12 protein-coding genes are annotated in these 12793 nt (G+C 72.8%); 7 read left to right on the top strand and 5 right to left on the bottom strand.

Annotated features, from left to right (window positions below; all coding sequences use genetic code 11):
* Together ACTWQC_RS31245 and ACTWQC_RS31240 are read left to right on the top strand one after the other, a co-directional pair.
* A partial coding sequence (locus ACTWQC_RS31245) for a biotin/lipoyl-containing protein (RefSeq protein ID WP_443319201.1) occupies positions 1-606 on the top strand: 606 nt, incomplete at its 5' end.
* Positions 607-1078: 472 nt separating this feature from the next.
* Complete coding sequence (locus ACTWQC_RS31240) at positions 1079-1642, top strand: TetR/AcrR family transcriptional regulator (protein ID WP_443319209.1); 564 nt, start codon at positions 1079-1081, stop codon at positions 1640-1642.
* A gap of 110 nt (positions 1643-1752) precedes the next feature.
* On the opposite strand, the gene ACTWQC_RS31235 is transcribed toward ACTWQC_RS31240, so the two are convergent.
* Positions 1753-2784 carry a DeoR/GlpR family DNA-binding transcription regulator gene (locus ACTWQC_RS31235; RefSeq protein WP_443319200.1) on the bottom strand — a complete coding sequence of 344 codons (1032 nt, stop codon included), beginning with the start codon at positions 2782-2784 and terminating at the stop codon, positions 1753-1755.
* A gap of 98 nt (positions 2785-2882) precedes the next feature.
* Positions 2883-4391, bottom strand: coding sequence for an NAD(P)H-quinone dehydrogenase (locus ACTWQC_RS31230; RefSeq protein ID WP_443319199.1), 1509 nt, complete (start codon positions 4389-4391; stop codon positions 2883-2885).
* 168 nt (positions 4392-4559) lie between these two features.
* On the opposite strand from ACTWQC_RS31230, the gene ACTWQC_RS31225 reads away from it, so the two are divergent.
* The 3 genes from ACTWQC_RS31225 to ACTWQC_RS31215 all read left to right on the top strand — a co-directional run bounded on the left by ACTWQC_RS31225 (position 4560) and on the right by ACTWQC_RS31215 (position 7962).
* Positions 4560-4997, top strand: a complete 438-nt coding sequence (locus ACTWQC_RS31225) for a gamma-glutamylcyclotransferase (RefSeq protein WP_443319198.1) — start codon at positions 4560-4562, stop codon at positions 4995-4997.
* Positions 4998-5338: 341 nt separating this feature from the next.
* Positions 5339-6154 carry a purine-nucleoside phosphorylase gene (locus tag ACTWQC_RS31220; RefSeq protein ID WP_443319197.1) on the top strand — a complete coding sequence of 272 codons (816 nt, stop codon included), beginning with the start codon at positions 5339-5341 and terminating at the stop codon, positions 6152-6154.
* Between the two features lie 92 nt (positions 6155-6246).
* Entirely contained in the window at positions 6247-7962 is a 1716-nt protein-coding gene (locus tag ACTWQC_RS31215; protein WP_443319208.1) for a phospho-sugar mutase, read from the top strand.
* A gap of 151 nt (positions 7963-8113) precedes the next feature.
* Here ACTWQC_RS31215 and ACTWQC_RS31210 read toward each other — a convergent pair whose 3' ends face one another.
* The 3 genes from ACTWQC_RS31210 to ACTWQC_RS31200 form a co-directional block, all read right to left on the bottom strand.
* Entirely contained in the window at positions 8114-8818 is a 705-nt protein-coding gene (locus ACTWQC_RS31210; RefSeq protein WP_443319196.1) for a PH domain-containing protein, read from the bottom strand.
* A 103-nt stretch (positions 8819-8921) separates the two neighbouring features.
* On the bottom strand, positions 8922-10124 hold the full coding sequence (locus ACTWQC_RS31205) for a pyridoxal phosphate-dependent aminotransferase (protein WP_443319195.1): 1203 nt from the start codon (positions 10122-10124) through the stop codon (positions 8922-8924).
* Positions 10121-10258, bottom strand: coding sequence for a hypothetical protein (locus tag ACTWQC_RS31200; RefSeq protein ID WP_443319194.1), 138 nt, complete (start codon positions 10256-10258; stop codon positions 10121-10123). The genes ACTWQC_RS31205 and ACTWQC_RS31200 overlap by 4 nt, the downstream gene beginning before the upstream one ends.
* Positions 10259-10427: 169 nt before the next feature.
* Here ACTWQC_RS31200 and ACTWQC_RS31195 point away from each other — a divergent pair, with 169 nt between their 5' ends.
* Together ACTWQC_RS31195 and deoC are read left to right on the top strand one after the other, a co-directional pair.
* Positions 10428-11699: a hypothetical protein gene (locus tag ACTWQC_RS31195; protein WP_443319193.1), complete on the top strand. Its 1272-nt coding sequence runs from the start codon at positions 10428-10430 to the stop codon at positions 11697-11699.
* A gap of 91 nt (positions 11700-11790) precedes the next feature.
* On the top strand, positions 11791-12786 hold the full coding sequence (gene deoC, locus ACTWQC_RS31190) for a deoxyribose-phosphate aldolase (RefSeq protein WP_443319207.1): 996 nt from the start codon (positions 11791-11793) through the stop codon (positions 12784-12786).
* The last annotated feature ends 7 nt before the right edge of the window (positions 12787-12793 follow it).

Genomic DNA, 12793 nt, shown 5'->3' with positions numbered 1-12793 from the left:
ATCGTCACCGGCGCCACCCGGCAGCAGGCGCTGCAGCGCGCGGCGCGTGCGCTGGCGGAGTTCCAGGTGGAGGGCATGGCCACCGCGATCCCCTTCCACCGCGCAGTGGTCACCGACCCGGCCTTCGCTCCGGAGCTGTCGGGCTCGGCGGGGCCGTTCACCGTCCACACCCGGTGGATCGAGACCGAGTTCGTCAACGAGATCAAGCCGTTCGCCGCCCCGGACACGGAGGAGGCGGAGGCCGAGACCCGCGAGACCGTCGTCGTCGAGGTCGGCGGCAAGCGCCTGGAGGTCTCCCTGCCGTCCACGCTGGGCGTCTCCGCGGCCCCGGCGGCCGGCGGGAAGAAGCCCAAGCGCAAGGCGTCGAAGAAGGCCGGCTCGGCCGCCTCGGGCGACGCGCTGGCCTCCCCGATGCAGGGCACCATCGTCAAGGTCGCCGTCGAGGACGGCCAGGAGGTCAAGGAGGGCGACCTGGTCGTCGTCCTGGAGGCCATGAAGATGGAGCAGCCGCTGAACGCCCACCGCTCGGGCACGATCAAGGGCCTGACGGCCGAGGTCGGCGCGTCCATCTCCTCCGGCGCGGTCATCTGCGAGATCAAGGACTGACGCCGGACGTACGGTCCGTACGAACCGTGGGGCCCTGCCACTCGATCGGCAGGGCCCCACGGCGTTTTCGGGGCGGCCTCCGGGACGGGGGAGCCGAAGGCGCGCCGCCCGCGCCGAGGCGCTATCGGCCGCAGTGAAAGCGACGAGACCGAGCGCAGCGACGCTGCAGCCGATATGCGGCCAACGCCTCGCGAACGAAGCGCAGGTCTCTTGGACCCCCTGGCTTCGCCAGGGGTACTCCTGCCCGGCGGAGGCTGGGGAAGCGTGTCGGCGCCCCCGCGGCCGAGGCGCTGATCGGGCACGGCAAGCCGCTCGGAAGGCGAGCGAGAGACAACGCAGCCGGTGGCATGCTGGACGCACGGGCAGCGGTGGGCAGGGACTGGGAGGACGGGCGATGGCGACGGAGGCCGCACGCGCGTCGGCGCGGGAATCGCGGGAATCGCGGGAGGCGGAGCGCGCGGCTGGCCGGCCCATGCGGTCCGATGCGCGGCGCAACTACGAGCGGCTGCTGACCGAAGCCCGTACGGCCTTCACCGAGCACGGCACGGACGCCTCGCTCGAGGACATCGCCAAACGCGCGGGCGTGGGCATCGGCACGCTCTACCGCCACTTCCCGAACCGGTACGCCCTCATGGGCGCCGTCTTCCAGGGCGAGGTCGACGCCCTGCTGGCGCGCTCGCGGGAGCTGCTCGAGGCCGAGCAGCCGTGCGGCGCGCTGGTGGACTGGCTGCGGGCCGTCATCGGGCACGCCAGCACGTACCGCGGGCTCGCACGCGCCCTGCTGAGCGCCTCGCACGACGAATGCTCCGCCCTGGCCCAGTGCAGCGTGCCGATGCGCGAGGCGGGCAGCGCGCTGCTCTCACGGGCTCAACAGGCCGGTGACGTACGGCGTGACGTGGGGATCGGCGACGTGATGCAGCTGACCAACGCCATCGCCCTGGCCGTCGAGCAGAACCCGGACGACCCGGAACTGGCTGACCGGCTGCTGATGCTGACGCTCACCGGCCTCAAGGGCTCGGAGACAGGGGCCCGTTGACCGGGAACCGTCTGCTGCCCGGAGCCCGCTGACGGCCGGAGTCTGCTGACCGCGATGGCGGGAACTGACCGGCCGATCCGCCCGACCGGCCTACCGGCGGCGGGGGCCTCCTACCGGCGGCGCGGCGACAGGTCCGCGATCCGGCCGTTGCCGATCGCGGGCTGCTGCTCCGCAAGCCCGCTCGCGCTGCGCAGCTGCGGCCCCGCGGCCCCCGGCTGGTGATTCCGCCGCTGCCCTGGAAGGGGCAGCTCATCGCCCCCCTTCGCTCCGGGAGGGCCCATACGGCGCGGCCTGCGCCCCGCCGTACCGTTTCCCTCGGCTCCGCCTCCCGGCCCGGGCCCCGGACCGGGAGCGGCCGCGCCCGGACCCGCCACCGCGACCTGCACCCCTTGGTCGGCGAGGGCCTGCAACTCGGTCACGGCACGGTCGTCGTGCAGCGGCGGCTCGTCGGTGACCAGTCGCGTGATCACATCCGTCGGCACCGTCTGGAACATCGTGTCGGTGCCGAGCTTGGTGTGGTCCGCGAGGACGACGACCTCGGCCGCGGCCTGGACGAGCGCCCGGTCGACGCTCGCCGACAGCATGTTGGAAGTGGACAGACCTCGCTCGGCGGTCAGTCCGCTGCCGGACAGGAAGGCCCGGGAGACACGCAGCCCCTGGAGGGACTGCTCGGCTCCGCTGCCGACCAGCGCGTAGTTGGAGCCGCGCAGGGTGCCGCCGGTCATGACGACCTCGACCCGGTTGGCATGGGCCAACGCCTGTGCGACCAGGAGCGAGTTGGTGACGACGGTCAGTCCCGGCACGCGCGCGAGCCTGCGCGCCAGCTCCTGCGTGGTCGTACCCGCCCCGACGACGATCGCCTCGCCCTCGTCGACGAGACCGGCCGCGAGGTCGGCGATGGCCGTCTTCTCCGCGGTCGCTAGATGGGATTTCTGCGGGAAGCCGGACTCCCTGGTGAATCCGCCCGGCAGCACCGCACCGCCGTGCCGGCGGTCCAGCAGTCCTTCTGCCTCCAGCGCGCGCACGTCTCGCCGTACGGTCACTTCGGAGGTCTGGACGACGCGGGCGAGCTCACGGAGCGACACCGCTCCATTCGCTCGCACCATTTCGAGGATCAATTGACGACGTTCTGCAGCGAACACGAAACTGACAGTAACCCCAACGACCGTCTGGTTTCAGCAGTTTGCGCCGAATAACAGAAGTTGTTCGCGGCTGGTGGAGCGAAGTGGTATAGGGGGCGTCAGGCTTCGCGCTGGGTCTTACGGGCGTGCAACTGCCGCGCCGTCTCGGCGATCGAGCCGGACAGCGAAGGGTAGACGGTGAAGGTGTTGGCGATCTGCTCCACCGTCATGTTGTTGTCCACCGCGATGGAAATGGGATGGATCAGCTCGCTGGCGCGCGGCGAGACGACCACGCCGCCGACCACGATGCCCGTGCCCGGACGGCAGAAGATCTTCACGAAGCCGTCCCTGATGCCCTGCATCTTCGCGCGCGGGTTCCGCAGCAGCGGCAGCTTGACCACGCGAGCGTCGATCAGGCCGCCGTCCATGTCCGCCTGCGAGTACCCGACCGTCGCGATCTCGGGGTCGGTGAAGACGTTCGCCGAGACGGTCTTCAGGTCGAGCGGCGCGACCGCGCTGCCGAGGAAGTGGTACATCGCGATCCGGCCCTGCATCGCCGCGACCGACGCGAGCGCCAGGACGCCCGTGCAGTCACCTGCCGCGTACACGCCGGGCGCGGTCGTACGCGACACTCCGTCGGTCCAGATGTGCCCGGACTCCTTGAGCCGGACCCCGGCCTCGTCCAGACCCATGTCCGCGGTGTTCGGGATCGAGCCGACCGCCATCAGGCAGTGCGTGCCGGTGATGACGCGGCCGTCGGAGAGCGTGACCTCGACCCGGTCGCCGACCCCTCCCTCCTCGCCCGCCTTCGGCGAGGAGGGTCCCTGTGTCGGTGCAGGTCCGGGGACACGCTTGGCCGCCGCGGCGCGGGAGCGGGCCATGACGTTCATTCCACGGCGCCGGAAGACGTCCTCCAGTACGGCAGCGGCGTCCGGGTCCTCGCCCGGCAGCACCCGGTCGCGGCTGGAGACCAGCGTCACCGTCGAGCCGAGCGCCTGGTACGCGCCCGCGAACTCGGCGCCGGTGACACCCGAGCCGACCACGATGAGCTCTTCCGGCAGCTCCTCGAGGTCGTAGACCTGCTTCCAGTTGAGGATCCGCTCGCCGTCGGGCAGCGCGTCCGGGATCTCCCGGGGGTGCGCGCCGGTCGCGATCAGCACGGCGTCGGCGGTCAGCGTCTCCGACGAACCGTCGATCGCGGTCACGACCACCCGCCGCGATCCGTCCGGGGCCTGGGCGGGCTCCAGCCGGCCGCGGCCGCGCATGACCCGGCCGCCGGCGCGGGTGACGGACGCGGTGATGTCATGGGACTGGGCGAGCGCGAGGCGCTTCACACGCCGGTTGACCTTGCCGAGGTCGACGCCGACGATCCGGGCGGGCGTGTCGACGTGCGGAGTGTCGTCCGCGACGATGATGCCCAGCTCCTCATGGGAGGAGTCGAAGGTGGTCATCACCTCGGCCGTGGCGATGAGGGTCTTCGACGGAACGCAGTCGGTGAGCACCGACGCACCGCCCAGACCGTCGCAGTCGACGACGGTCACCTCCGCGCCGAGCTGGGCGCCCACCAGCGCCGCTTCATAGCCGCCGGGTCCGCCACCGATGATCACGATCCGAGTCACATGCTCCATTGTCCCGCACGCGTCGCGGAGCCTCTCACGGGGGCCTCGATAGGGCTCCGGCGCGGCACCGCGCGGCTCGTGGGCTGCTCGGCGGCGACGCGGGGCCGCCCGGGGCGGTGTCATCCGTACGAACGGGCACCTCGGGAAACCCTGGAGCCACTCCCGTACTCTCGAAACATGTCGCTCTACGCCGCGTACGCCGGCAATCTCGACGCGCGGCTGATGTCCCGCCGCGCACCGCACTCGCCGCTGCGCGGCACGGGCTGGCTCTCCGGCTGGCGGCTCACCTTCGGCGGCGAGCAGTTGGGCTGGGAGGGCGCTCTCGCCACGATCGTCGAGGCGCCGCGCTCACAGGTCTTCGTCGCGCTCTACGACATCGCGCCCATGGACGAGGACTCCATGGACCGCTGGGAGGGCGTCGGCCTCGACATCTACCGGCGGATGCGGGTGCGGGTGCACACGCTGGACGGGGAGGAGGCGGCGTGGTGCTACGTGCTCAACGGGTACGAGGGCGGGCTGCCGTCGGCCCGGTACCTCGGCGAGATCGCCGATGCGGCGGACTCGGCGGGGGCACCGCACGACTACGTGATGGAGCTGCGCAAGCGGCCGTGCTGAACGGGGTCCCGGCCTTCGGCCGCGGTTTTATGCCGCGCCCACCCGTTGCTCCGGCCGCCCGGCGGCCCCGGGCCCAACCTTTGTCGCTTCGAGCGACCACGCGCCCGGGCGCCCCGCAGGACACGTGACGCCGGCCTTCGGCAGGAGGTTGTGGGGCACTCGTGCCGCGGGGCCGGGGATTGGGGTGGCACAGAGGGGCCGGGGATCGGGTGGGCACAACCCGGCCACCGCCCTGCGACGTTCGGGAGGCCACAGCCGTCCCGTCTCGGCACAGCGCTCGGCGGATGCGCTGGGGCGGGTCCGTCTACGCGCGTAGGCGCTGACAGGTTACCCTCGTGCGCGTGAACGCTTCTGTTTCTTCGGACTTCCCCGGCGCCCCCGACGCCGATGCCGCCGCCGCCCGCCTGCGGGAGCTCACCGGTGCGGAGAGCCACGACGTCGCGCTCGTCATGGGTTCCGGCTGGGTTCCGGCCGCCGACGCGCTCGGGGCGCCCGACCACGAGTTCTCGGTCACCGACCTGCCCGGCTTCCCGCCACCCGCGGTCGAGGGCCACGCGGGCCAGGTGCGCTCGTACAGGATCGGGAACAAGCGGGTGCTGGTCTTCCTCGGCCGCACGCACTATTACGAGGGCCGCGGCGTGGCGTCCGTCGCGCACGGCGTACGGACCGCCGTCGCCGCCGGCTGCAAGACCGTCGTCCTGACCAACGGCTGCGGCGGCCTCCGCCCCGGCATGCGCCCCGGCCAGCCGGTCCTGATCAGCGACCACATCAACCTCACGGGCGCCTCCCCCATCGTCGGCGCGAACTTCGTCGATCTCACCGACCTGTACTCCCAGCGGCTGCGCACGCTCTGCAAGGAGATCGACAACACCCTCGAAGAGGGCGTGTACGTGCAGTTCCCCGGCCCCCACTACGAGACCCCCGCCGAGATCAACATGATCCGGATCATGGGCGCGGACCTGGTCGGCATGTCGACCGTCCTCGAGGCCATCGCGGCCCGCGAGGCGGGCGCCGAGGTCCTGGGCATCTCGCTCGTCACCAACCTCGCCGCCGGAATGACCGGTGAGCCGCTCAACCACGAAGAGGTGCTGCGGGCCGGCCGTGACTCGGCGACCCGTATGGGCAGCCTGCTGGCGCAGGTCCTCGGCCGGATCTGAGCCGTATCGGGGCCCGATCCGAGATTCCGGCCCAGGGCCGGGTACACATTCCGCACCGGCGAATTCCGACACAGGAGCGCATCACCGTGGCAGTGCCGAGCGACACAGCGGAGCTGATCAGCCGGGCCCGCGCATGGCTGGCCGATGACCCGGACCCGGAGACCCGTGCCGAGCTGGGCAGACTGCTCGAGAGCGTGGATCCGGCGGACGTCGAGGACGGCGCGCAGAGTGAGCAGCTCGCCGAGCTGGCCGACCGCTTCGGCGGCACCCTCCAGTTCGGCACCGCGGGGCTGCGCGGAGAGCTCGGCGCGGGCCCCATGCGGATGAACCGCGCGGTGGTGATCCGAGCCGCGGCGGGCCTCGCGTCGTATCTCCACAAGTACGGCCACGGTGGCGGCCTGGTCGTGATCGGCTACGACGCGCGCCACAAGAGCGCGGACTTCGCGCGCGACACCGCCGCCGTGATGACCGGCGCGGGAATGCGCGCCGCGCTCCTGCCGCGCCCGCTGCCCACTCCTGTCCTCGCCTTCGCCGTCCGGCACCTCGGGGCGGTCGCGGGCGTCACCGTCACCGCCAGCCACAACCCGCCGCGCGACAACGGCTACAAGGTCTACCTCGGCGACGGCTCGCAGATCGTGCCGCCCGCCGACACCTCCATCGCCGCGGAGATCGCCGCCATCGGGAGCCTGGCGGACGTGCCGCGGCCGGACGCCGGCTGGGAGACGCTCGGCGACGAGGTCGTGGAGGCGTATCTGGCCCGTACGGACGCGGTGCTGACGGAGGGCGCGCCTCGGGAGGCACGCGTCGTCTACACGCCCCTGCACGGCGTCGGCCGCGACACCCTGGTCGGCGCCTACAGCCGGGCGGGCTTCCCGGCACCGGTGGTCGTGGCCGAACAGGCGGAACCCGACCCGGAGTTCCCGACGGTGGCCTTCCCCAATCCGGAGGAGCCGGGCGCGATGGACCTCGCCTTCGCCACCGCCCGCTCGGCGCGCCCCGACATCGTCATCGCCAACGACCCCGACGCCGACCGCTGCGCCGTCGCCGTCCCGGACGCGACCGCAGAGGGCGGCTGGCGGATGCTGCGCGGCGACGAGGTGGGCGCGCTGCTGGCCACCCACCTCGTCCACAAGCGCGCCCGCGGCACCTTCGCGACGACGATCGTCTCGTCCTCGCTGCTGTCCCGGATCGCGGACGCGGCGGGCGCCGAGATCTCCTACGACGAGACCCTGACGGGCTTCAAATGGCTCGCCCGGGTCCGCGGCCTGCGCTACGCGTACGAGGAGGCGCTCGGCTACTGCGTCGACCCGTGGGGCGTGCGCGACAAGGACGGCATCACGGCGGCGCTGCTGGTCACCGAACTGACGGCCGAGCTCAAGCAGGCGGACCGTACGCTGACCGACCTGCTCGACGACATCGCCGTCGCGTACGGCCTGCACGCCACGGACCAGTTGTCCGTACGGGTGGAGGACCTGTCGCTGATCACGGCCGCGATGGAGCGGCTGCGCGAGGAGCCGCCGAGCACCCTCGCGGGCCTGACGGTCACCTCGAGCGAGGACCTGAGCAAGGGCACGGACCGGCTGCCGCCGACCGACGCCCTGCGGTACCGGCTCGCCGGGGACGACGAGCGGGGTGTGTCGGGCGCGCGCGTGGTCGTCCGGCCGAGCGGCACGGAGCCGAAGCTCAAGTGCTACCTGGAGGTTGTGGTCCCGGTCGACGCGCGGGACGCGCTGGAGCGGGCCCGCGCGAAGGCGGGCTCGGTCCTTGCGGACCTGAAGACGGGCCTGGCGGCGGCAGCCGGCATCTGACCGCGCAGGCAGCCACGACGGGCGGCTGCCGCCCACGGCCGGCGATTGCCGCGTGCCGGCCATGAGCCCTGACAGCACGCCCGGTGCGAATGCCGCCCCGCAGCGCCCTTCAGTCCAATCGGCGGCGGACTACCCGCGCTTGGCCCCGGCCTCACCCCGTGGCGAGCAGCACCGCCAGCAGCACCGCGCCAACCGCGCTCGGCGCGATGATCTCGTAAGCCCAGCGCACCACCGGCTCGCCCTGCGACGCCTCGTCCGACGCGTGCCGCTCCGCCAGCTCCCGCAGCTCGTCCACCGCCTGGTCGGAGGGCGCGCGGTGGGCGGCCGGGCTCGTCGTCGCCCCGGCGGCGTCGGTGGTCGCGGACGCGCGGCCGTACGCGTTCCCTGACGCGGCCGCGGCCCGGGCCGACTGCCGGGCCGCCCTCTTGCGCGCGCGCAGCGAGACGGGGATCGCCCACAGCTGGTACTTGCGGCCGCCCGCGAAGACCTCGCTGGAGTACGACGCCCGCACCTCCTCGACCGACGCCCAGGGCAGCGTGATCGTACGGAACGGATTGCGCACCCGGAGCCGCCGCGCGCCCGCGAAGACCGCGGGCCGCAGCGTGTACGCCACCACCAGCGGCACCACGAGCAGCAGCCCGCTCAGCGCCAGCCACGGCGTCCGCCCCTCTCCGCGGATCACCGCATCCCCGCCGAGCCAGAGGGCGAGCGCGAGCAGCAGCACGCCACCGGCGAGCGAGGCGGGCGAGCGGAAGGCGCGGTCCGCGTACTGCGGCTGCTGCGGCCGCTGCGCCTGCTCCGGCTCGTGCGGCTCCGGCGCGGGCCGGTCGGCGGAGGAGTCGTCGGGGCTCGTCATGCGGCCGATTCTGCCCGATCGTCCGGATGCCGGAGATTGCGGTCCGGCATCGGATTGCCGGGCCCCCGCGCCCCCGCGGCCGCGTGACACCGCGCGGCGGGACTCACTCCACCTCGGCCAGCGCCCCCCGCAGCCTCCCGAGCCCCTCCGCGATCCGGTCCTCCGGCAGGCCGTACGACAGCCGCAGGTGGCCCTCCGCGCCGAAGGCCGTGCCCGGGGCAAAGGCCACATGGGCGTGCTCGAGCAGGGCCGCGGCCAGGGTGTCGGCCGAGTCCAGCTGCGTGCCGCGCAGGGTACGGCCGAGCAGCGGCGTCACGTCGAGGAAGAAGTAGAAGGCGCCCCGCGGGTCGACCGCGCTGACGTGCGGGAGGTCGTCGAGGGCGCTTCTGACCACGCGGTGGCGGTGGCGCAGGACGGCACGGATCTCGGCGACGAAGATGTCCTCCTCGCCGCGCGCCGCGGGCAGCAGCCCGTGTTGTACGGCGCTGACGGCGTGCGACGTGGTGTGGCGCTGCAGATCGCTCAGCGCCGCGACCACCCGCTCGGGCCCGTACGCGTATCCGGCGCGCCAGCCGGACACCGCGAAGGACGTGGAGAACGAGCCGAACGAGACGACGTGATCCCGGGCCTCCGGCACCAGAGCCACAGGGTGCGCGTGTTCGGCGCCGGGCAGCACCAGATCCCCGTAGCACTCGTCGAAGAGGATCCACAGCCCGCTGCGCGCGGCCCACTCGGTGATCCGCGCCAGCCGCTCGGGCGGGTAGACCGCGCCCGTCGGGTTGTTGGGGGTGTTGAGGACGATCATGCGGGTGCGCGGGGTGCGCAGCTCCTCGAGCGCCTCGACGGTGGGGACGAACCCGGTGGGGCGGGTGTCGAGCCCCACCGGGTTCGCGCCCACCAGCCGGACCTGCGCCATGAAGGTGCCCCAGGCGGGCAGCGGTACGAGCACCTCGTCGCCCTGGTTCAGCAGGGCGAGGCAGCCGAGATGGAGCCCGTGCCGGGCGCCCGCGGTCACCAGCACCCCGGAGGGTTCGCAGGCGACGCGGCGGGTGCGCGCAACCCGGCCGGCGAGGGCTGTCCGCAGCTCGGGCAGCCCCGCCGTACCGGTGCACTGGTGCGTGGGGCCCTCCAACGCCTCGGCGAGCGCGCGGCGCAGCCCCGCCGGGGGCTCGAAGTCCAGCTCTCCCGAGGCGAAGTCGATGACCTCGGTGCCTTCGGCGCGCAGGCGTTCCGCGATGCCGTGCACGTCGGTGGCGGCGGGCGGGTGGGACCCGCAGATCCTGCCCGCCGCATCCGACAGGCTCACACCAGGTCCAGGACACCCGGACCCGTGAAGTCCCATCCGATGTCCCCGGGAGTGGCCGCCGCCGCGGTCAGGGTGAGGACGGCGGCCATGGCTGCGGCACCGGCGAACGCGAGTCGGAACAGCCTGCGGGGCATGCGAAGCTCCTTGCGGTCGGGGGAAGTTCCCTGCGGTCGGGGAACTGTGGAGAGATACGACTGTCCAGATCGTGAGCCGTAGGAGTCCACGAAGTGGACGTGCTCCCCCCTTGATGCTGTCTGTTCCGCATGGCTAGCCTCAAGGCCGCAAGGGGGTCGTGAATTGTCCGTGCAGAAACACGCACAGGGGGGCGGCATACCGGGGGACGGTGTGCCGGGGGACGGCGCGAAGCGCCCGTGCGGGGGCGACACCGACCCCGCGAAGGCCGCACAGGCAGGACAGACCCCGCAGGCAGGGCAGACCGTGCAGGCAGGGCAGACCGCGCAGGCAGGGCAGACCGCGCGGGCCTCCGAGCCCGTCCCGTCCTCGCACGTGGCGGCACCGGCCCCCGCCGTCCCCGACTACACCCTCCGGGACGAGGACCTCCGGCTCTACGGGAGTGCACTGGAACTCGGCGGAATCACCCACGACCAGGCGGATTCCGCAGCCCTGGAACGGCTGGTCCGTCTCGGTCTGCTGACCGCCCCGCAGACCCCCGGCACTGGCCCCGGAACCGGCGGCGGCAGCGGCACCGGACCCGGAACCGGCCACGGAACCCGCCCCGCACCCGGCGACCGCTTCGAGCCGGTCAATCCCGCAGTCGCGCAGAGCTCCCTCGTCTCGGACCTCATGAAGGACGCGCAGCAGGCGATCGAGCGCATCTGCCAGGTCCGTATGGCACTTGCGCCCGCCGAGGCCGCGTATCGCGATCAGCGCGGTACGAGCGGGGGCGCGCTGGTCGAGCACGCGGGCCTGCGGAACATCAACGAGTCGATCCGTGCGGCGGCGCAGGAGTGCCGCTCGGAGGTACTGACCTGCCAGCCGGGCGGCGGGCGCCCGCAGGAGGTGCTCGAGGAGTCGCTGCCCGCGACCTCGTCCATGCTGGCGCGCGGGGTCCGGATGCACACGATCTACCAGCACACGGCCCGCGCGAGCCCGGCCACTCAGGAGTTCGTCCGCACGGTGCAGCGGCAGGGCGCGGAGGTGCGGACCCTCGACGAGAGCTTCGACCGGCTCATCATCTTCGACCGCGAAGTGGCCTTCATCCCCGGGGGCCCGGGGCGGGCGGGGCGCAGGACGGCGGTGGAGATCCGCTCGCCCGCGGTCGTGGCGTTCCTGGCCGACCTCTTCGACCGCGCCTGGCTGCGCGCGCTGCCCTTCACACCGCCCACCCGCGGCCCTCGCACCTCGGAGATCTCCAACGACCTGGGGCTGGCGATCCTGCGGCACGTCGTCGCGGGCGACACGGACGCGGTGACGGCCCAGCAGCTGGGCATCAGCGTCCGCCGCTGCCAGCAGTACATCTCGCAGATCTCGGCCCGGCTCGGCAGCCGCAGCCGAGCCCAGCTCGGTTACCTGGCCGCGGTCTCCGGCCTCCTCGGCGACCCGCCGAGGTCCTGATCCGCCGCCCCGCATACCCTCCGCGGAGGGCCCCGTCGGCCCACCCCGTAGTGACATCTGCTACGCGCGTAGATATGCTCCCCTGGTGACCATGCCCTCCACTGTTCCCGCATACGGCACCGAAGCCGCGGAACGGCTGGCATCGATGGCGGACGTGACCGCCTCCGACGCCGCGCTCCGCCGTTTCCTGCACGGCCTCCCGGGCGTCGACGCCGTCGGGCTGCAGGCCCGCGCCGCGGCCCTCGGCACCCGCTCGATCAAGACGACGGCGAAGGCGTACGCCATCGACCTGGCGATCTCGATGATCGACCTGACGACGCTCGAAGGCGCGGACACCCCGGGCAAGGTCCGGGCGCTCTGCGCCAAGGGCATCAACCCCGACCCCACCGACCGTACGGTCCCCAAGGTCGCCGCGATCTGCGTCTATCCCGACATGGTGGCCACCGCCAAGGCGGCCCTCGCCGGCTCCGGCGTCCATGTCGCGTCCGTCGCGACCGCCTTCCCCGCGGGCCGGGCCGCGCTGCCCGTCAAGCTCGCCGACACCCGCGACGCGGTCGCCGCGGGCGCCGACGAGATCGACATGGTGATCGACCGCGGCGCCTTCCTCTCCGGTCGCTACCTGGCGGTCTTCGAGGAGATCAAGCAGGTCAAGGAGGCGTGCCGCCGCGAGGACGGCAGCGCCGCCCACCTGAAGGTGATCTTCGAGACCGGCGAGCTCCAGACGTACGACAACGTGCGCCGCGCCTCCTGGCTGGCCATGCTCGCGGGCGCCGACTTCATCAAGACCTCCACCGGCAAGGTCGCCGTCAACGCCACCCCGCCCGTCACCCTCCTCATGCTGGAGGCCGTCCGTGACTTCCGGGCCACCACCGGGGTACAGGTGGGGGTGAAGCCCGCGGGCGGCATCCGGACCACCAAGGACGCGATCAAGTACCTGGTGATGGTCAACGAGACGCTGGGCGACGACTGGCTGACGCCGGACTGGTTCCGCTTCGGCGCGTCCAGCCTCCTCAACGACCTGCTGATGCAGCGCCAGAAGCTGAGCACCGGGCGCTACTCCGGCCCCGACTACGTGACGGTGGACTGAGACTGCC

The organism is Streptomyces sp. 8N616 (genome assembly GCF_052246385.1).
Taxonomy (GTDB): Bacteria; Actinomycetota; Actinomycetes; order Streptomycetales; family Streptomycetaceae; genus Streptomyces.
Note: the sequence above shows the minus strand (reverse complement) of the source record. Positions and strands in the feature narration are given on the sequence as shown.

Bases quoted from the DNA above. Each gene is read 5' to 3' on its own strand.
- ACTWQC_RS31240 (WP_443319209.1), top strand. From the start codon at position 1,079: ATGCGGTCCGATGCGCGGCGCAACTACGAGCGGCTGCTGACCGAAGCC.
- ACTWQC_RS31230 (WP_443319199.1), bottom strand. From the start codon at position 4,391: ATGGAGCATGTGACTCGGATCGTGATCATCGGTGGCGGACCCGGCGGC.
- ACTWQC_RS31225 (WP_443319198.1), top strand. From the start codon at position 4,560: ATGTCGCTCTACGCCGCGTACGCCGGCAATCTCGACGCGCGGCTGATG.
- ACTWQC_RS31210 (WP_443319196.1), bottom strand. From the start codon at position 8,818: ATGACGAGCCCCGACGACTCCTCCGCCGACCGGCCCGCGCCGGAGCCG.
- ACTWQC_RS31200 (WP_443319194.1), bottom strand. From the start codon at position 10,258: ATGCCCCGCAGGCTGTTCCGACTCGCGTTCGCCGGTGCCGCAGCCATG.
- deoC (WP_443319207.1), top strand. From the start codon at position 11,791: ATGCCCTCCACTGTTCCCGCATACGGCACCGAAGCCGCGGAACGGCTG.